The organism is Calothrix anomala FACHB-343, from assembly GCF_014696435.1.
Lineage (GTDB): Bacteria > Cyanobacteriota > Cyanobacteriia > Cyanobacteriales > Nostocaceae > Aulosira > Aulosira anomala_A.
Genome location: NZ_JACJQG010000058.1, coordinates 41,203 through 61,919, shown reverse-complemented (window position 1 = coordinate 61,919; position 20,717 = coordinate 41,203). Strand labels below are relative to the sequence as shown.

Here is a 20,717-nt window from a genome sequence, read left to right as displayed (position 1 = left end):
CAGGCTAAATATGCTCTACTGAAGGACAACCTCGTTTGTCTCAGCCTTAAGTGGAAGCTACCACATTTTCATGCTTGGCGGTGAAATTTTTTCATTGGGACTGCCTTTCTTCAGTCAGTTACTTCTATGGAAAGACGCACTCAATTTACTGCCTACTTAGCATGGTAAGGGTTGAAAGGCGATCGCACTAAACAGGAGTTTGGATAATTATGAATAGTGTAACCCGACCACTAGCTGTAGTCACAGGTGCTTCTAATGGTATTGGCTATGAATTGGCTAAACAGTTCGCCCAAAACGGCTTTGATTTGCTGATTACATCAACAGGAGCGGCTATTAATCAAGCTGCCCAAGCTTTTGCGGCGTTGGGTGCTAAGGTTGAGACAGTGCAAGCAGATTTGGCTACTTATGACGGTGTAGAAAAATTATACCAAAAGATTCAAGACATTCATCGCCCGGTAGATGCGATCGCAATTAATGCTGGTGTAGGTGTTGGCGGTGACTTTGCGCGGGAAACTAACCTAGACGATGAGCTAAATTTAATTAACCTGAATGTCGTATCTTCAGTTCATCTGGCTAAACGAGTGCTGAAAGATATGGTAGAACTGAACAGAGGAAAAATTCTCTTCACTTCGTCAATTGCTGCCATTATGCCAGGGCCATTTGAGGCGGTTTATGCAGCTTCTAAAGCATTTATACATTCTTTCTCAGAAGCATTACGCAACGAGTTAAAAGATACAGACATTACAGTAACAGCACTGATGCCAGGCCCCACTGATACCAATTTTTTCCATCGTGCAGGGATGGATGATACCAAGGCGGGTGCAAATGAAAAAGATGATCCGGCGCTGGTGGCGAAACAAGGCTTTGAAGCATTAATGGCTGATAAGGATCATGTAATTGCCGGTTCGCTAAAAACCAAGATTCAAGGTAATGTGAGCAAGGTTTTACCTGATACTGTGAATGCTGAACAACACCGTCAGCTGACTGAACCTGGTTCAGCAAATAAATAAGTGAATGCCAAACATTTTATTTGATTTGTAATACTAATTCCAATACCCTTGGTGTTAGCGCCACATTCATACTAATAGGTTGGGATTACCGTGTGTAAACCCAACAAACTCCTGCAAATGTTGGGTTTCGTTCCTCAACCCAACCTACATCTACTAAAACAGGACATTACTCAAACTCTTGTGGGGTGGGCATCTCGCCCGCCCAAATAATGCGTAAGTCCTGAATTAGAAATTAATCAGACAAACGCCAAATTTTAATAATATTATCCGCACTACCACCACTAGCAATATTCTTGCCATCAGGACTAGTAGCTACAGAATAAATATACCCCGAATCTCGCTTGAAGGTGCGAATTTCTTTACCAGTTTTTGTATCCCATAATTTAACTGTATTATCATTACTACCACTAACCAAACTTCCATTATTTAATATTTTACTAGCTGCTATTTTCGGTAAATAGGCAACAGCATTAACTTTATCTGTATGACCTTGTAAGGTTATAATATTCTCCCGCGTTACCAGATTCCATAATTTAATAGTTTTGTCCTTACTACCACTAGCAAGAGTCATACCATCAGGACTAAAAGCAACGGTCAGAATTAATTGTGTATGTCCGCTAAAAGTGCGAATTTCTTTACCTGTTGCGACATTCCACAGTTTAATTTTATTATCCCAACTGCCACTAGCTAGAGTCTGTCCATCAGGGCTAAAACTAATCGTAGAAACTGCTTTATTATGTCCAGATAATGTACGAATTAGTTCTCCAGTAGAGACATTCCATAGTTTAATTGTGTTATCTAAACTCGCTGTAGCTAATGTATTACCATCAGGACTAAAAGCTACAGCCGCGATACCATCTTTATGTCCTTTTAAAGTCCGAATCTCTTCCCCAGTAGAAATATTCCAAAGTTTGATATTTCTATCTGCACCACCACTAGCCAAGGTTTTACCATCAGGACTAAAGGAAACAGTCCAAATCCATTGTAAATGACCTTTTAGGGTGCGAATTTCTTGTTTAGTTTCTACATTCCAGAGTTTGATTGTCTTGTCATCACTGCCACTAGCTAAGGTTTTACCATCAGGACTAAAGGCGACAGAATTCACATCGCTAGCATGTCCTTTAAGGGTGTTACTTTGCTCAGGGTTATCTGTGATGTTTATCGGCTTGATAGGTTGAGAAAATCTAGTTGCTGGTTGTGAGCGAGAGTACACATAGCCAATTAATCCTAATAACAATAGCAAAACCCCGGCACCAATTAACCAAGGATTTCTTACCTTTGCTGTTTGGGTAGTTGCAGAACTGGAAATTATGGTATGTAGCAATGCTGCTGATGTCTGTTGTGGTGTTAAATCTTTGATAACTTCATCAGCAGATTGATAGCGTTGCTTAATATCTGTAGTTAATAATTTGTTGAGTACTCGATCTAAATCAACATTTGGAGAGACACCATTTCTCTGATTATGATTAACATATTGCTGCCAAGAGTTTACCCAACTATAGCCTTTTTGCATTAATAGTTGGGATGGGCGAATCTTTGTCAATAAATGAAAGCAAGTTGCGCCTAAACTAAATAAATCGCTCGATGGATAAGCTTTACCATCCTGCATTTGTTCCATCGGAGTATAACCATGAGAGCCAATGCTTGTACCAATTTGTGTATGTACAGTTGCTGTTAATTGCTTAGACGAGCCAAAATCTATTAAAACTAATCGCCCATCGCTTTGACGGCGAATTATATTTTGTGGTTTAATATCTCGATGAATGACTCCGCGCTCGTGAATAAATTTGAGAATAGGAAGTAAATCTAACAAAAGTTGGATGATTTTATTTTCATCATATATGACACCTCGGCGTAATTCCTGCAACAAATTTTGTCCATCGATATATTGCTGGACTAAAAACAAGTAATTGTCTTGTTCAAAGTAAGCTAAAAGCGTGGGAATTTGCGGATGTTCGCCTAATTTTTGCAGTTGTTTGGCTTCTTCTTTAAACAGTTCTACCGCTTTTTTTAATGCAGCAGTTCCCTGAACTTTGGGTGCGAATTGTTTTACTACACACCATTCATTGAGTTTATCTACATCTTCCGCGAGATAGGTTCTACCAAATCCACCTTCATCAGAAATGACTTTTATTACACGATAACGACCTCGTAAAAGTTCGATCAAGGGTGTATTGCAACTTTGGCAAACCTTGTTACTGTCAGGATTTTGCGGACTGAGACAATCGGGATTCAGACAGCAGCGCATACTGGAAATCCATATGCAGATTGTGTATATATTAATTCATGACACATAATTTTGCTATAAAGTTGCTGATAATAATTATTTTGCATTCAGAAATTATTCTATAGGTAACTCAACAATTTAAAATTAAAAGTAACTTAGTCAAAGAGCGATCGCTTATAGCATCTTCTATCCTTATGGATTTAATTGAAACTTTCTATGTACTTTTAATAATCAGGGTAAAAAAAACTGCGATCGCATCTTGCTAAAGACATATATTTAAGAGGTGTGAGATAATGCCCCTAGCAAAACATCAAAAATTCACTTTCCTGGCTCAATTAGCGATTTTCTTGACAATAGGTAACAGTTTTTTGATAAGTAGTTTTTCTCTACCTATCAATGCTGTAGAAGTTCCCCTAGTGCTGCGAAAATTCATCATTGCTAAACCACCCGATGAAAGACAACCAGAAGCAGTAGAACAAGGAATTGAGCAAATTCCTACATCTCAACCACCTGTAGCACCGCAACCTCGCCAATCTATTGATTCACCTCTACCCCCCCGCGTACCCCCGACAACTACAAATACAGCACCATCTCAACCTGTAAATCCAGCACCGCAACCAAGACAAACTGCACCATCTCAACCTGTCAACCCAGCACCGCAGCCAAGACAAACTGCACCATCTCAACCTGTAAATCCAGCACCGCAGCCAAGACAAACTGCACCATCTCAACCTGTAAATCCAGCACCGCAGCCAAGACAAACTACACCATCTCAACCTGTAAATCCAGCACCGCAGCCAAGACAAACTGCACCATCTCAACCTGTAAATAATCGTTCTCCCCGTCCAGAGTCAGGACGGTATCAACCAACAACTAAACCACGTACAGGTAACCAGCCAACTCGCGAAGTTTCGCCTGTTTCTCTACCGACAAATCTCAATTACAAGCCAATTAACTTTGTTGATTTCGCCTTCGGGATTCTCAGCAAAGGCGATTTTCAATCTCAAGGTAGATATTATCACTTCTACCAATTTGAAGGCAGAGCAAATCAATTAGTGCAAATTCGGCTTGGTGGTAGCACCGATACCCGACGCTCCAATAATCTTAGTCTCAATCCTTATATGTTTCTGCTTGACCCAGATAATAATGTAATTGTCAAGCGCAGCAGTACACAAGCAACAAATGGTATTAAAGATGCCTTTGTTTTTGTCAGATTACCTGTTGACGGTACTTATACTATCGCCGTCACTAGTCGCAATCCTGGCGATACAGGTCGCTATAGTTTAGCACTGAGGAACGATCGCGCTAGCTATGTTTTAGACGAATCTGCGCAACTAACTGCCCAAAGTCTGACTTTAAAACAAAATAAAAGTCCTTACGATATTACCAAGTTTGAGGGCAAAAAAAATCAACTGGTTAGTATTCGTGCAGATAGCTTGTATGAGGAATTTTCCCCTTATTTAGTTTTGTTAAATTCTCAAGGTCAAATTATCGCTGCTGATAATGCTAATGATGGTAGATTTAGCGCCCTCATTGACCGTGCCAGATTACCTGGAGATGATACTTATTATGTGGTAGTGACCTCTGCTAATCCGCAGGAAAGGGGTAGATACAGATTGACTTTATATTAATTTGGGCATTGGGCATGGGGCATTGGGCATGGGAATAGATAATTATTTATCTCCCTTGTCCCTAATCTAATTTAACTGCTCAACTGGCCAAACTTTAATTTGACGGTCTTTACCGGCGCTGACAATGGTTTTGCCATTGGGGTTAAAGGCTACAGCCCAAATTTTATTGGTATGTCCTTTAAAAGAGCGGATTTGTTTTCTTTGTTGCACATTCCAGAGTCTGACAGTGTTATCCCAGCCTCCACTGACAAGGGTGCGGCCATCGGGACTGAAAGCTACAGACCAAACTTTATTGGCATCGGCTTTGAGGGTACTGAGTTCTCGCCCTGTGCGCAAGTTCCACAGTTTAATCGTACCATCCCAACTCGCACTGGCAATAATTTTGCCGTTGGGACTAATCGCTATGGCATTGACTACATCGCTATGTCCTGCAAGACTTTGCTTAACAGAGCCATCAGCCAAATTCCATAGTTTAATTTTCTTTTCAAAATGATTTGTACTAGCAAGGGTTTTGCCGTCTGGGCTAAAAGCTAAGGAATTGATAATATCGCACTCCCCTTCTAGGGTGCGGATAACTTCTCCTGTGGTGACATTCCACAATTTAATCGTCTGATCCCAACCACCACTAGCTAAAGTATTGCCATCGGGGCTGAAGGCGACAGACTGAATTGAAAGTTTATGTCCTGTGAGAGTATGAAGTTCTGCACCTGTAGATAGATTCCACAGTTTGATAGTTTTGTCTATACTGCCGCTAGCTAGGATACTGCCATCAGGGCTAAAAGCTATGGAATTTACCCAATTGGTATGACCAACTAAGGTACGCAGTTTCAAGCCAGTATTCAAATTCCACAATTTAATTGTGTTATCTGTACTGACGCTAGCAAGCGTGTTCCCGTCGGGACTTATGGCTACAGCTCTGACTGAGCCGGAATTCTCGTTCAGGTTTAAAATTTCTGATACTCGTTCATTAGTATCAGTCGAACTACTACCGGCAGCTAAGGGAACTTGCGAAGACAAAACCCCCCCGAATCCTAACACCAAGAAAGCTGTGGTTGTTAAGAATTTTAATTTTGAGTGAGTGAGATTTACAGACATCGCAGATCTCCCAGTATTACTGCCCGAATAATGCACAATAACATAGCTGGTACATCGCTAAAATTACTGAATATTATATTAAATTATTATAATGTGTGGTTACTTAACTTTATCTATGGCGACATTTGCCAAATCTTCATATTGTTGTCTTCGCTACCACTGATCAGGGTTTTGCTATCTGGGCTAAAGCTGAGAGAGGTGACGGTGTTGGTATGGGCGTCTAGGGTGAGAATTTCTGCACCTGTGGTTAAATTCCATACTTTAATTGTGCGATCGCGGCTACCGCTAGCAAGGCTTTTTCCATCGGGACTTATAGCTAAAGATGTAACTGTATTATCATGCCCTACTAGTGTCCGAATTTCCATACCTGTAGTGATATTCCACAGTTTAATTGTGCGATCGCGGTTTGCACTAGCTAAAGTCTGACCATCAGGACTAATCGCTAAAGATGTAATCGTTTTGTTATCTCCTCTCAGGGTGCGGATGATGTAGCCTTTATCTAAATTCCATAATTTGATAGTTTTATCAAAGCTACCGCTAGCCAGAGTTTTTCCATCTGGACTCATAGCCAGAGAACGCACCCAGAATTCATGTCCTAGCAAGGTAGAAATTTCTCGACCGGTGTTTAAATTCCAAACTTTGATGGTGCTGTCATCGCTACCGCTAACCAAAGTGTGACCATCTGGGCTAATAGTTAAAGCATGAATTGAGTCAGTATGTCCCACCAAGGTGCGAATGAGCTTACCTGTTGCCACATTCCAGACTTTAATGGTGTTATCATCACTCCCACTGACCAATTTTTTGCCATTAGGGCTGAAAATTACCGCATTTACTCTTTGGGAATGACCCTTAAAGTTAAAGATAACTTGACCTGTGGCGAGATTCCATAATTTAATAATGCGATCGCTATTACTAGCCACCAACTGACCATCAGGACTAATCGCTACAGATAAAACCCCATTTGTACTGACTTGTAGGGTATTGACTAAAGAAATTTTCGCTAATGATGTCGATGTTTGTGACTGCTGAGTTAAAACAGCTTCGGTATTTCGCGGACGATTATTTTGTTGACTGAGGCGAGACAATAAAATATTTTGTAAATCGAGAAATGGTTTATACCAAAAGTCACCAAAGCCAAATAACAAGAAAACAGCAGAAGTTAAGACTAATAGTCTCAAAAAACTATATTTTTTCGGTAAATATTGTGTTTGAGTCTTCGGTATTTTAGCCGAAGATTTAACTATAGGTAACAGTCGCTTTTGTGGTTTTTGTGACAAATCACGAATAACTTCATCAGCAGATTGATAACGCTTATGGATATCTTTTTGCAACAGCTTATCCATTACCCGATCCAATTCTGAAGTTATGGGTTTACGCAAATATTGTCGCCAATTTGTCACCCAAGAATAGCCATGTTCCGTCCACAATTGAAACGGAGAAATACCCGTCAGTAAATGAAAACAGGTAGTCCCCAAGCCAAATAAATCGCTAGCAGGATAAGCCTTACCATCGCGAATTTGTTCGATAGGTGAGTAACCATGAGAACCAATGGAAGTACCAATTTTATTTTGAACTCTGGCTGTTAATTGCTTAGAAGAACCAAAATCAATTAAACATAAACGTCCATCACTGTGACGGCGAATAATATTTTCCGGCTTGAGATCCCGATGAATTACACCGCGCTCGTGAATATATTTCAGGATAGGTAATAAATCCAGCAAAAATGCGTGAATATCCTGATTCTTATAGGTTTTACCCTGCTGTAACTCCATTAACAAATTCTGACCATTAATAAATTGTTGTACTAAATACAGACAATGGTCTTGTTCAAAATAAGCCAATAAAGTGGGAATTTGTGGATGTTCTCCGAGTTGTTGCAGTCGTTTAGCTTCTTCAGCAAATAACTCCATCGCTTTTTTTTGCGACCAAGTGCCTTGAAACTTTGGAGCTAATTGTTTCACTACACAACGTTCGTGTAGTTTATCGACATCTTGAGATAAATAAGTTCTACCAAATCCCCCCTCATCCGAAAGGACGCGAATAACACGGAAGCGATTTCTTAACAGTCCTGAGAGTGGGGTGTTACAGGCTTGGCAAAACTTATTTTCATCGGCGTTGAGTGGATTTGAGCAATCAGGATTTAAGCAGCAGATCATGAGATGACAGGCGCTACTGCATGACAAATTATGCTAAGTTGTACCCGCAATTTCCCTAGTTTTAGACTAGCTTTTGTTTACTGATGGTAGATTATCCCTGTTTTGGAAACGGGGAGTTACTTAAGATAGTCAGCGTTTGTAGATTATAGTCAATTTTCTCTTAATTGAGGAAAATTACAAGAGCTAAAATAATTATTTGTTGATGATATAATAATCAAATTTTCTGTTAGGGACTAGAAGGACAACTTGTAGAGACGCGATTAATCGCGTCTCTGCGCAATGCCCAATGCCCATGCCCAATGCCCATGCCCCATGCCCTTATTTTTTATTTCCTCGCGCTTTCCATTCGCGAATAGCGATCGCAGTTCTTTGCGCTGGTGTTAAGTATGTTTGCGTAACTTCTGGTTGTTTATATGTCTTGGTTCTCGGTGGTTGGGTAGTTAAACAGTTTGTTAAAGTCGGTAAATAAGTTTCTAATTCCAAGGCTCTCAGAACTTCTTGAGCCGACTTAAACCGCTCTTTTAGGGAAATTTTCACCATTTTGCCCAATATCTGCGCAAAACTATCACTTACCTTGACTTCTTTTTCCCAACAAATCTCACCAGTATCTTGATCGTAGGAAAGTTCTAAAGGGCTTTTACCAGTGAGTAAATAAATACAAGTCACTCCCAAAGCATAAATATCACTGGCATAAACTGGAGTTAAAGAAAACTGTTCTGGTGGCGCATATCCCATTGTCCCGACAAAATTAGTAGTCGGATGGCGATGAATTGAGTTTTGTTCAGCATTAACTAATTCCTGTTTCACCGCGCCGAAATCAATTAACACAATTCGCTCATCATCTTCGCAACGCAACAAGTTATGCGGCTTGATATCGCGATGAATTACGCCATTTTGATGGAGATATTTTAATACTGGTAATAATTCCTGCAAAAACTGTTTCACTGCGGCTTCATTCTTCGTCCCGGATTTCTTTACTTCCCGCGCTAAAGTAGAACCACGGATATATTCTTGAACTAAATAAAACTCTCCCTTAACTTCAAAGTAGTCTAACAACATGGGAATTTGCGGATGACTACCTAGTTCGCCCAAAGCTTTGGCTTCTTTTTTAAAGCGCTGACAAGCTCTTTCCCAACTTTTGATACTGGTAACCTTCGGGCAAAGTTGTTTAATTACACACAAAGGCTTACCAGGTAATACTGCATTCTTGGCTAAAAAGGTAATCCCAAAGCCACCTCTACCTAAAACTTTGAGAATTTCATAGCGATCGCGAAATCTTTCGGAAGAGCCACACATGCGACCGAGCCGAGTTTCCTGTAAAATCCACTCGTGCAGCTGGGTTAATTGTGGCGGAAATCGATTCATCGCAACAAAGGCCAATCTTGATAGTCTTTAATTTATCTACAAAAGCGATCTTCTGTCAGTATGATTACTATATCTTTGCAGAATCCTGATTTATACCCCCACTTAACGCCAAAATTCTCTATCAAAAATTCATATTCATGAGTAAATTTACTATGGTTGTAAATATAACTCTGGAAAAGTAAAGGAATTGTACGCTAATGGAAAAATGGTTGGTTATCAATTGGCACGCAATTTTTGTTCCGAGTATGAGCGTGCTGGAATTGATTATCAGGGGATCTTTAGTTTATTTGGCACTGTTTTTGGTACTGCGCTGGCTACCTAGCCGACAAATGGGAACTTTAGGAATTACCGACTTACTGGTAGTTGTATTGTTCGCAGAAGCCGCCCAAAACGCAATGGCGAGTAATTATACATCAATTACCGAAGGAGCAATTCTGGTAGGAACTGTGATTTTTTGGAGCTATTTGCTTAACTGGTTGGGTTACAAACTGCCGCAGTTTCAGCGCTTACTTAATCCCCCACCCTTACTGTTGGTAAAAAATGGCAAAATGATTCACCGACATCTAGAACGAGAGTTAATTACAGAAGATGAGTTAATGAGTAAGTTACGCCAGCAAAGTATCGAATATTTGGAAGATGTGAAGTTAGCATTTATGGAAGCTGACGGTAGCATTAGCGTCATCACCTCCGACAGCAAAACTAATTTGATTACTCCAGAAAAAAATAAATCAAAAAGCGATCTGTCCTAATAAAAATGTAAAATATGACGGTTGTATTCTGTGGCGGATTGTGATTGATCGTTATACCTTGCCCGAAATGGGTAATCTTTGGAGTGAAGCCTATAAGCTAAAAACTTGGTTACAAGTAGAAATTGCTGTTTGTGAAGCACAAGCTGAGTTGGGTTACATTCCGGCTGAGGCGGTTGCAGAAATTAAAGCCAAGGCGAATTTTGATCCCAAGCGGGTGTTAGAAATTGAGGCTGAAGTCCGCCACGATGTGATTGCTTTTTTAACAAATGTCAATGAATATGTTGGTGATGCTGGACGTTATATTCACCTGGGCTTAACAAGTTCGGATGTGTTAGATACAGCTTTAGCATTGCAATTGGTAGCCAGTTTAGATGTCATACTGCAACGTCTAGAAGATTTAATTCAAGCTATTCGCAATAAAGCCAAAGAACACCGTTATACGGTGATGATTGGTCGTTCTCACGGGATTCATGCCGAACCGATTACCTTTGGTTTTAAACTAGCTGGATGGTTAGCTGAGGTATTGCGCCACCAAGAACGGTTACAAACTCTGCGTAAAACAATCGCTGTAGGTAAGATTTCTGGCGCAGTGGGAACCTATGCAAATATTGAACCCCGTGTAGAAGCGATCGCTTGTCAAAAACTCGGACTTAAACCAGATACCGCCTCTACACAAGTTATCTCCCGCGATATCCACGCCGACTATGTACAGCAATTAGCTTTAGTCGCCGCATCTATTGAACGGTTTGCAGTGGAAATTCGTAACCTGCAAAAAACCGATGTTCTGGAAGTGGAAGAATTCTTCGCCAAAGGGCAAAAAGGTTCCTCTGCTATGCCACACAAGCGCAATCCCATCCGTTCTGAACGCCTAACAGGGATGGCGCGACTGGTGAGAAGCCATGCAGGTGCAGCTTTAGAAGATGTAGCCCTATGGCACGAACGAGATATTTCTCACAGCTCTGTAGAACGGGTAGTTTTGCCAGATGCTTGCATTTTGACCCATTTTATGTTGCGTGAAATTACCGACTTAGTAACCAACCTGCTGGTATACCCAGATAACATGCAACGCAACCTCAACTGCTATGGCGGGGTAGTATTTAGCCAGAAAGTGCTACTAGCCTTAGTAGACAAGGGAGTTAGCCGCGAAGAAGCTTATGCGATCGTCCAATCAAATGCCCACACCGCCTGGAATAAACCAGAAGGAAACTTCCACGACTTAATTACCAAAGACCCCCGCGTCACCGCAAAGTTAACCCCAACAGAGATTGAGTTATGTTTTGACCCCCAACAACATCTGCGGCACTTAGAACAAGTTTATCAACGGTTAGGGATTTAGGAATAGGGCATGGGGGAAGAGTCAAGAGTCAATGGTCAATGGTCAATGGTCAAGAGTCAATAATCATTTATTTTCCTCCTTGTCCTCCTTGTCCCCCTTGTCCTCCTTGTCCTCCTTGTCCTCCTTGTCCCCCTTCCCCCCTTCTACCCACAAACAGAATTTTTTGTTGTAAAATATTATATAGCTGATATACTTACCCGCTTAAATCTGCTACTTCAATTAATTTTATTAAAAGCCTATTAAATAGCGCTTCTAGTGCCGTGATTATCGATATCCTAGCCGCACTTTCTGCTTCTGCGGCAGCAGGCATCAGAATAGGTTTACCCCTACTAATTATGGGATTGTTGCACGGAGTTCAGCTGTGGTCAAAAGTCCCGATTTTGTCCTATATTTCGCCACCATTGTTAATAGGCTTGTTCAGTATCTGGTCTTTAGTGGAACTGGTGGCTTCTAAAAGACGCTTGGGGCAAAGAGTCATACAAATATTTGAGTTACTATTTTCCCCGATTGTTGGCGCAATTCTCGGTTTAGCGGCTGCTTCCACAGCTATATTACCCCATTGGCTAATTGCTGTGATTTGTGGTTTATTAGCTTTGGTATTCCAACTCGTGCAAGTTGGCTGGTTTTATCGCTTGCGTGGTTTACCGTTGTGGGCAACATTTCTGCAAGATTTTTTGTGTGTTGTTTTAATTATCTTTGCCTTTCATGCCCCTTGGCCAGGAGGATTAATTACTTTTATCCTCCTTTGGTTTGCAATTCACAGTGCTAAACAATGGTATGACTGGTATTGGCAATATCGCCGTCAGCATTCAAAAAGTTAGGGGTCAAAAGTTAGGGTAATATACTGCGTAGCTTGCCGCCGCAGGCATCGCTACGGATAAAGCTGTACCTATTGAAGTCTCTAAAATTTAGGAGCTTCAAACCCAAGATGAGCCGTATTAAATTTTTGCACCAATTACAGCATCTTCCTGTAAATAGACCACGCTGTAGGGGCACGGCACCAGTAAAATTATTGTATGTACCAAAAGATTGTCAATGCCGTGCCCCTACTAAAGATGTGGTTCAAATAGGTGAAAACTGCTGTAACCTATGCCCTAGAAAGCACAGAACAGTTAGCGATGCGCATCTTAGGTCAAAGCAGCAATGGGCATGACGAAGGTTAAGACGTTTGAGGTTTACTCCCAAACGCCTAAAAATTAAAACTATTGAGAATTATTAGGTTTGATTACACGTACCTCTGCGTTCTCCGGTTGAGGAGTTTGGCAGGGGCAATTAGGCGGGGTCGTTGCCGGGGGTCGCACTAACACAAGCAGCAAGGGAATAGTACGTGTGAGTGCTGCTTTTTTATTAAAAACCAGTCGAAAACGAACCCTCACACGAGGGTTGACTTTTGTTGATTTTTGTGAAATCATAGAATCCTAAGTATTTAAAATTGACCCCTGAATTGATGCATTGCATAACTTCAGGGGTGTTTTGTTTCCATTTGAGAATACCAAAGTTTAGCCCGTGTTGTCAACCCTTATATAGATAAGGTTTGGGCATTTTAATATACGGGTTATAGAAATATGGTATAGCACTAATCTAACGCCGTCAAGTAGTTGTAACCGCAGTAAGAGAATTTTTCTGTCTCGTAACCGCATGTAGGAGAATTTTTCGTTAACCCATTTAGTAAACTCTTAGCCCTGTAAGAGAATTTTTCCTTACTCTACCCCATGTAAGATACCTTCTCTTTATTTAAGATAATGGCAATGTATGCTAACCCCGACCGCGCAAAACGGTTATGCAGCATTACCTACCCCAAATGCTTGCGATCAATAAGTTGTAACTTTCATCCCACAAGCGTTTCTTATTTTTTGATTTCTTACTACTGAGCGATCGCATTGATATTCTGGCATTTCTCAGTGCGATCGCACATTGCACACAACATAATTCTGTATCAAATCAAAAAAGGCGATCGCCGATTTTGTGGGTTGATTCCGGTTATGACGCTTATAAATCAATACAGTTCAGTTAGCGCCAAAAACCTTAAGCTGCGTAGGTTGGGTTGAGGAACGAAACCCAACATTTTCATCGGTTTGTTGGGTTTCACTTCGTTCAACCCAACCTACAATTATCCTTAACTGAACCGTATTGGCTTATAAATTTGCGCTTTGTGTTTGGTTAATGATTCAAGCTCATGTTGAGGTAATGCGGCGTACTGAGCAAGAATTTCAGATTTTGCCCAAACGTTGGGTATTAGAAAGAAAATTTGGGTTGAGGAACGAAACCCAACACTCCAAAGTCTTGCAATTGTTGGGTTTCACAATCTTCTACCCAACCTACCCATCTGTCTCATTTTTTTCTGAAATTGGTATGACTATGGTAATACCTGCCAAATCTTGATGATGCCATCCTGACTCCCACTAGCAAGAGTTGTTCCATCTGGGCTAAAAGCAACAGACCAAACTTGTTCTTTTTGCGCCATGAACGTACTCATCAGTTTGCCAGTACTAAGATTCCATAGCTTGATACTTCCATCCTGACTCCCACTAGCAAGAGTTTTTCCATCTGGACTGAAAGCAACCGCTCTCACTTCACCTTGATGACCAGTTAAAGTATTGATAAGTTTGCCAGTACTAACATTCCACAGCTTAATAGCCTTGTCACGAATGCCAATAGCTAAAATTTTTCCATCTGCACTGATAGCAACATCATTAATTAATGATTGGGCATCGAAACTGCGGAGAAATTTACCACTATTAATATTCCACAAATTAATCGCGTTACCTGAACCATTTCTCGCAAATAAAGTCTGACTATCTGGGCTAAAAACGATGGGTACAGATTTGAAGTTATCAAATCCCTTAGTAGAAGCATTAGAATCATCAGGTATAGGAATGATTTTTCCAGTACGCCAATTCCACAACCTCATGTTAGCACCTTGGTCAAGACCACTAGCTATTGTCTGCCCATCAGGGCTAAATACTATATCAATGACTGGTTGGGAATGCTGAAGGGTACGGATTAGTTCTCCTGTGTCAACATTCCAAAGATTGAGATTTCCATTCTGACTCCCACTAGCCAGAATTTTACCATCTGGGCTAAAGTTAACAGCCCAAGCCTGTCCGGTAAAGGTACGGATAAGCTTTCCAGTGCTGGGATGCCAAAGTTTAACGGTTTTAGTACCAGCACTGGCCAGAAGAGTAGAAGCAACAGGATTGTTTGCTTTCACCACTTCTGCAGAATAAGCAACAGAGTAACCCGAATCTGATTTTGTTGAAAGCTTGCGGAGTGGTTGACTATTTTGCGCAGATTGGCTAACTGAGTCCTGAAATTTGGCAGTCAATGTAGTGCAACCGCAAACAGTAGTCGTGACTAAGGTAAGAGTCCATACTGTGAGTACTTTCCCAAAGATTTGGTTGCGAGTCATTGTAGGTTTGCACCTCAAGGTTGTATATGACTCGACTCATTCCACAACACACTGTTCCGTTGTCACCTTGACTGTGCTTAGGAGTTATAACAGTCCAATCATGTGCAGTAGTCCGCGCCCAGTAACAAGCTCGATAATTAAGGCAATAAATCCGAGCATGGCAATCCGGCCATTCCAGACTTCGGCGCTGGTGGTGATACCCCATTCCCAACGCTCTTGGGGATACATTTTCACCTTTTTCTTCATTTGAGTGACTTGGGACAGCTTGAGACTGGGTTTCTGCAAGGAATCAATCACCAAATCTGCCAAGGCTCTAATAAATACGGGATGGGTATTAGGAGCAGGTGCGCGGCGGAAGTTGTGAATTCCCGCTTCTTCAGCAATTTCCCGATATTCAATGTCGATTTCTTGTAATGTCTCAATATGCTCTGAAACAAAACTGATAGGTACGACAACTATATCCTGAACGCCTTTGGCTCCTAATTCTTTCAATGCATCTTCTGTGTATGGCTGCAACCACTCTACCGGGCCGACACGACTTTGATAAGCCAAGGTGTGCGCATTAGGACGGTTGAGGGTACGCATAATCAGAACTGTACATTCCTCAATTTCTTGCTGATAAGGATCGCCTGCTTCTTCAACATAGCTTTTCGGTACGCCATGAGCGCTGAAGAAGATGTGAACTTCATCAGGGTTAGGAAATTGATCTAGTTCTTGCGCAATGAGTTGTGCCATTGCTTGGAGATAATTACTTTGTTTATACCAAGAAGGAATGACAGTGTATTCAGCAGGCTGAAGTTTGGGATTTTCTTGCCAAAGTCTTTCTAATAGTCGGAAGCTAGAACCACTGGTACTAATGGAAAATTGGGGATACAGAGGTAAAATTACCAACTGTTCAATTTTATCTTGAGTTAAAAGCGCGATCGCTTCTTCGGTATAGGGATGCCAATAACGCATTCCCACATAGATATTAGCTTCTTGCCCCAAATCTTTCAGTTGTTCTTTGAGCGCTTCGCCTTGGGCTTCTGTAATCCGGCGCAGTGGCGAACCACCCCCGATATGCTTGTAGTTTTCTTGCGATGTCTTTGTCCGCCGGGAAGCAATGAACCAAGCTAGGGGTTTTTGCAGCCAACGAAAGGGTAGGCGAATAATTTCCGGATCGGAAAACAGGTTAAATAAAAATGGCCCTACATCTTCTAGCTTATCTGGCCCGCCGAGATTGAGTAATAAGACGCCTACACGACCCATAGCAGTTATTTTCCCCCAACCTTTTCAGTTTTTTTTACTAATGTTAACAATATATCTTTATTAAATATAAAGGTTAACAGGACGCAATGATGTCATGGCAACAATTTTAAGGGAATGGAGTTACCGCTATCAATGGCTATATGATGGCATTTCTCGTTTAGCGGCGTTAAGTATAGGCGGTGAAACTCGGTTTCGCCAATTAGCTTTGCAAGGGTTAACAATCAACTCACAGACGCAAATTTTAGATTTATGTTGTGGTAGCGGTCAAGCGACGCAATTTTTAGTGAAATCTTCACAAAATGTAACAGGATTAGATGCCTCTCCCTTATCTTTAAATCGGGCCCGGCAAAATGTACCTAGTGCTGTTTATGTAGAAGCTTTTGCCGAAAACATGCCCTTTACAGATGGTGAGTTTGATGTAGTGCATACGAGTGTGGCGCTACATGAGATGGAAAGCGAGCAATTACGCAATATTTTGAGGGAAGTTTATCGAGTACTTAAACCAGGGGGTATATTTACCTTAGTAGATTTTCATGCTCCCACTAATCCTCTATTTTGGCCTGGGTTATCACTATTTTTGTTGTTGTTTGAAACCGAGACAGCTTGGCAGTTATTAAAAACTGATTTACCCAGCTTATTAGCAGAAATCGGGTTTACAGTCCCTGAACCCAAGTTATATGCAGGTGGCAGTTTACAGGTAATTCAAGCACAAAAACCATCATGAACCTAAAAAATTTAATGCCCTTGTGTTCTCCCCAAGGGCATTAGATTAAAATTGTTGACGAAAATGAGAACAACTACGCAACTATGCTGGGTGCGCAGCTTTTTGCTTGCGCTTCATCCACAAACCCAAACCAGCTGCAACTATAGTACTACCAATAGTTAGAGGTTCGGGAACCGATGGCGGTTCTAGAGCGATCGATGTACTAATTGAAAAATTAGATTTATTTGTGTGTCGTTCTGCAAAGAAGAGATTGAAATCATAAGTTTTCCCAGCAATCAGACCTAGAGTATCAAGATTTACGCTTCCTGTCTGTATTTGGTGAACGCCACCGAGATCTATGGCTAGTTTCTTATCAATGAAAACCCACAGATCGTCATCTCCACTAAATGTAAAGATTTGTCCAGGTTGATAAGTAAACTTAGAAGCGATTTCGTAAGTAAAGTGATAGTTGTGCTTACGTCCTTGGTTGCCCCATAGCTCACCATCAATGGGGAAGAAATTGTTGTTAGTATACGAGTAAATACCAGGAGGATTGCCAGTATCGTCTAAGGTAATACTATACTGTTTACTTTGATTCACACCTGAAACATCTCGATACCATTGGTCAAAGTTTTCTTGACCGCTAGTTGTTGGGTTACCTGCTTGGCCTGCATATACTGGCTTACCGTCTGCACCTAGTATTGATTGCACAATACCTTTATCGCTCTTAATTAATTTTTCAAAGTCTGGATGGGTATCGTTAAAGTCGCGAATTGTGCCTGTTAAGGTGATGGTAGCAGCATTGGCAGAAGATGCAGCGAACATCGCCATGATACTTACACCCAAAGCTTGTAGTAATACAGTGGGTTTCATCATTAATTCATTTCTCCAAATTGCTAAATGTTGACAACAGAAATGAGAATTCTGCTGATATGTAACCTGAAAATACATTGTCAATTCTGTGGTAAGAAATTTTTCTTACACAAAAAATCACGGCTGAGAAAATCTTGATGCAAGTCGTGAAGTAGATGAGATTTTTGAGATAAATCCAAGAAATTAGTTTCACCTGAATCTCATGAATTTAAGTAATATTTCGGTCAGGTAGCCCTGTATCTTTACATCATTTTATAGATAAGTACGTTTGTTTAACAACAATAAAACTGTGTCTATACAATTTCTTTATCAAAAAAACACACAGTATTTTTTTATTTTTAGACAATTTTAAATTATGTTTAGCACGTATTAATTAGTTATATGAAGGTTATTTGCTGGTTAAAATAAGGTAAAAAATACTCCTCTACGCAGTTAAGCTCAGAGGAGTGATTTAGGGGAAAGACTTGGATCGTAGACAGCGTAAAGCTTATTGCCAGATATAGATCAGAATGAACAAAACAATCCAGATAACATCGACAAAGTGCCAAAACAGTGAAGTTGCATTTACACCAAAGTGGCCGTTGTCGTAATTACCAGGAAGAAAAGAGCGAATCAAAATGATTAGCTGCAATAAAATACCGGTGAATACGTGCAAACCGTGGAAGCCTGTTAGGAGATAGAACATGCCACCAAACGTTCCGGAAGTAAAGCCAAAGGCGAGTCCGTGCCATTCAATCGCCTGTCCTAGCAAAAAGTAGCTACCCATAGCCATTGTGGCTGCGAGAAACAGACGAAATTTTAATAAATCATGGCGTTGTAGGGCGCGTTCTGCCAGGTAAATCACAAAGCTACTAGAAACCAGAATAATTGTATTGATTGCTGGGTCTTTAATTTCTAAACCAGAAACCCCAGCTGGTAACCAATTAGGCGTTGTGATTTTGTAAACGATATAGCCAGCGAAAAAACTCAAGAAAATGACGCTTTCTGAGATTAAGAAGACAATAAAGCCAAACATTTTATTGCCTTCTTCATCGTGAGTATGCTCACCATCTAGGTGATGCAACTCCTCAGTGGTAATATAACTATCCATTGGTTAAATTCTCCTTGACCAAAAAAATGGGATACAAGCCCCGTCGTTCTACGAGGGCTTTCTGGTAAAATATGTATAGTCGCCATAGGGCATTGGGAGACTTTAAACGGACATGGAGGGATGGTAAGACCACCTGTGGCGCAACCCAGCGAAGTGTCAAGGAATCCTCGCTCCTTCAGGACGAGGAGGTATGTCAACTTACAGACTGCGGCAATTTAGGGGTTAGGGGCTAGGAAACAGAGCTAGCTAGTAGGTTGGGTTGAGGAACGAAACCCAACATTTACGTAACTTCGTTGGGTTGCGCCTACTTTCCACAACCTACTTTTGGAGTTTGCAAACACGCCCTAGCCCCTATTGCATTACTTATGACTGGGATTGTTGATGAGCCTGAAGAGTTAAGGGTTCAGACTTACCGTAGCCGTAGGGTTCGCTAATAACGATGGGGATTTCTTCAAAGTTTTCTACTGGGGGTGGTGAAGAAACTAACCATTCCAACCCAATCGCCCGCCAGGGATTGCTGAGTGCTTTCGGCCCATGCATCCAAGAAACTATCATGTTGAAGATGAAGGGCAATGTAGACATACCTAAGAGGAAGGAACCAAGGCTAGCGATGATGTTCCAAAATTCATATTCTGGGGCGTAGGAGGAAACCCGACGTAACATCCCTTGCAATCCTAAGGGGTGCATGGGTAAAAAGTTGAGGTTCACGCCGATGAATGTTAACCAGAAGTGCAATTTACCCCAGCTTTCGTAATACATCCGACCGGTCATTTTGGGGAACCAGTGATAGAAGGCTGCATACAAGCCCATTGTCACGGTACCGAAGAGTACATAGTGGAAGTGACCGACAACAAAATAGGTGTTGTTTACATGTACGTCTACAGGTACGGAGGAAAGCATAATGCCAACGATACCGGCGAAGACGAACAAAATTAATCCGCCAAGGGCAAATAGCATGGGTGTGGTAAGTCGCAATTTACCACCCCAAATGGTTGCTACCCAAGCAAAGACTTTGATACCAGTGGGTACTGATACTAACATTGTCGTCAACATGAATAGCATCCGCATCCAAGCAGGTGTGCCACTGACATATAAATGGTGTACCCAAACAATGGCACTAACTACGGCAATTAAGAGGGAGGAAACTGCAACTACTTTGTAACCGAATAAAGGTTTACGGCTATATACGGGGAAGATTTCCGAGAAAATACCAAAGATAGGCAGAATAATCACATATACGGCTGGGTGGGAGTAGAACCAGAAGTAATGCTGGAACATGACTGGATTCCCACCTTTGCTGGGGTCAAAAAAGGCTGTACCAGCAGTGAGGTCAAGTAGTAGCATGACTGCACCGGCAGTCAAAGCAGGTAGACCAAAAAGTTGGATGATTTGGGCGCTTAATACTGCCCAAACGAAGAGGGGCATCCGGAAAAAGGTCATGCCTGGGGCCCGCATTTTGACGATGGTGGTGACAAAGTTAACTGCCCCCATAATCGAGGAAACGCCGGATATGGCAACTGCTAATAACCAGATGACTTGACCGTTAATTAAATGGCCTGTGGGGTTTTGCAGACTGACTGGTGGATAAGCCCACCAACCTGCTTGGGCGGGGCCGCCGGGAACGAAGAAACTAGCCATTAAGAGAATGCCGACTACTGGCACCATCCAAAAGGCAACGGCATTTAGGCGGGGAAAGGCCATGTCTCGTGCCCCAATCATCAGAGGCACTAAATAGTTAGCAAATCCAACAAGAGATGAGCGTACAAGGGACAGCCACAGATCTTGCAAGACAGGGAGCATCCACTCTTGGAAGAAACATAATTAT

Annotated in this window: 14 protein-coding genes and 2 pseudogenes; 7 read left to right on the top strand and 9 right to left on the bottom strand. The window is 41.4% G+C overall.

The features are described 5' to 3' along the window. Positions 1-209: 209 nt before the first annotated feature. Positions 210-1,010 (top strand): SDR family NAD(P)-dependent oxidoreductase, encoded by an 801-nt coding sequence (locus H6G08_RS26975; RefSeq protein WP_190548671.1) that lies wholly within the window; start codon positions 210-212, stop codon positions 1,008-1,010. Between the two features lie 232 nt (positions 1,011-1,242). Here the strand turns inward: H6G08_RS26975 and H6G08_RS26970 are convergent, their stop codons facing one another. Next, positions 1,243-3,258: a serine/threonine-protein kinase gene (locus H6G08_RS26970; protein WP_190548670.1), complete on the bottom strand. Its 2,016-nt coding sequence runs from the start codon at positions 3,256-3,258 to the stop codon at positions 1,243-1,245. Positions 3,259-3,530: 272 nt separating this feature from the next. On the opposite strand from H6G08_RS26970, the gene H6G08_RS26965 reads away from it, so the two are divergent. Then, complete coding sequence (locus H6G08_RS26965) at positions 3,531-4,868, top strand: PPC domain-containing protein (protein WP_190548669.1); 1,338 nt, start codon at positions 3,531-3,533, stop codon at positions 4,866-4,868. Positions 4,869-4,934: 66 nt separating this feature from the next. Here H6G08_RS26965 and H6G08_RS26960 read toward each other — a convergent pair whose 3' ends face one another. From H6G08_RS26960 to H6G08_RS26950, 3 genes are all read right to left on the bottom strand, one after another. Next, positions 4,935-5,963: a WD40 repeat domain-containing protein gene (locus tag H6G08_RS26960; protein ID WP_190548668.1), complete on the bottom strand. Its 1,029-nt coding sequence runs from the start codon at positions 5,961-5,963 to the stop codon at positions 4,935-4,937. A gap of 113 nt (positions 5,964-6,076) precedes the next feature. After that, positions 6,077-8,119, bottom strand: a complete 2,043-nt coding sequence (locus H6G08_RS26955; protein ID WP_190548667.1) for a serine/threonine-protein kinase — start codon at positions 8,117-8,119, stop codon at positions 6,077-6,079. Between the two features lie 318 nt (positions 8,120-8,437). Then, positions 8,438-9,484, bottom strand: coding sequence for a serine/threonine-protein kinase (locus tag H6G08_RS26950; RefSeq protein ID WP_190548666.1), 1,047 nt, complete (start codon positions 9,482-9,484; stop codon positions 8,438-8,440). A 197-nt stretch (positions 9,485-9,681) separates the two neighbouring features. Here H6G08_RS26950 and H6G08_RS26945 point away from each other — a divergent pair, with 197 nt between their 5' ends. The 4 genes and pseudogenes from H6G08_RS26945 to H6G08_RS26930 all read left to right on the top strand — a co-directional run. After that, positions 9,682-10,233, top strand: coding sequence for a DUF421 domain-containing protein (locus H6G08_RS26945; RefSeq protein ID WP_190548665.1), 552 nt, complete (start codon positions 9,682-9,684; stop codon positions 10,231-10,233). A gap of 40 nt (positions 10,234-10,273) precedes the next feature. Continuing rightward, positions 10,274-11,569, top strand: a complete 1,296-nt coding sequence (gene purB, locus H6G08_RS26940) for an adenylosuccinate lyase (RefSeq protein ID WP_190548664.1) — start codon at positions 10,274-10,276, stop codon at positions 11,567-11,569. Between the two features lie 263 nt (positions 11,570-11,832). Further along, on the top strand, positions 11,833-12,390 hold the full coding sequence (locus H6G08_RS26935) for a DUF4126 domain-containing protein (RefSeq protein WP_190548672.1): 558 nt from the start codon (positions 11,833-11,835) through the stop codon (positions 12,388-12,390). 1,318 nt (positions 12,391-13,708) lie between these two features. Next, a pseudogene (locus H6G08_RS26930) lies at positions 13,709-13,834 on the top strand (IS5/IS1182 family transposase); the annotation flags it as partial. A 91-nt stretch (positions 13,835-13,925) separates the two neighbouring features. On the opposite strand, the gene H6G08_RS26925 reads toward H6G08_RS26930, so the two are convergent. Continuing rightward, entirely contained in the window at positions 13,926-14,978 is a 1,053-nt protein-coding gene (locus H6G08_RS26925; protein WP_190548663.1) for a WD40 repeat domain-containing protein, read from the bottom strand. An 84-nt stretch (positions 14,979-15,062) separates the two neighbouring features. Continuing rightward, a complete protein-coding gene (gene hemH, locus H6G08_RS26920) occupies positions 15,063-16,226 on the bottom strand; it encodes a ferrochelatase (RefSeq protein ID WP_190548662.1) in 1,164 nt (387 codons plus the stop codon). A gap of 94 nt (positions 16,227-16,320) precedes the next feature. Between hemH and H6G08_RS26915 the strand changes: the two genes are divergently transcribed. Beyond that, complete coding sequence (locus H6G08_RS26915) at positions 16,321-16,950, top strand: class I SAM-dependent methyltransferase (protein WP_190548661.1); 630 nt, start codon at positions 16,321-16,323, stop codon at positions 16,948-16,950. A gap of 81 nt (positions 16,951-17,031) precedes the next feature. Here H6G08_RS26915 and H6G08_RS26910 read toward each other — a convergent pair whose 3' ends face one another. From H6G08_RS26910 to H6G08_RS26900, 3 genes and pseudogenes are all read right to left on the bottom strand, one after another. Continuing rightward, positions 17,032-17,805: a PEP-CTERM sorting domain-containing protein gene (locus H6G08_RS26910; protein WP_190548660.1), complete on the bottom strand. Its 774-nt coding sequence runs from the start codon at positions 17,803-17,805 to the stop codon at positions 17,032-17,034. A gap of 484 nt (positions 17,806-18,289) precedes the next feature. Next, positions 18,290-18,892, bottom strand: a complete 603-nt coding sequence (locus H6G08_RS26905; protein WP_190548659.1) for a cytochrome c oxidase subunit 3 — start codon at positions 18,890-18,892, stop codon at positions 18,290-18,292. A gap of 363 nt (positions 18,893-19,255) precedes the next feature. After that, positions 19,256-20,647: pseudogene (locus H6G08_RS26900) on the bottom strand (cytochrome c oxidase subunit I); the annotation flags it as partial. Between the last annotated feature and the right edge of the window lie 70 nt (positions 20,648-20,717).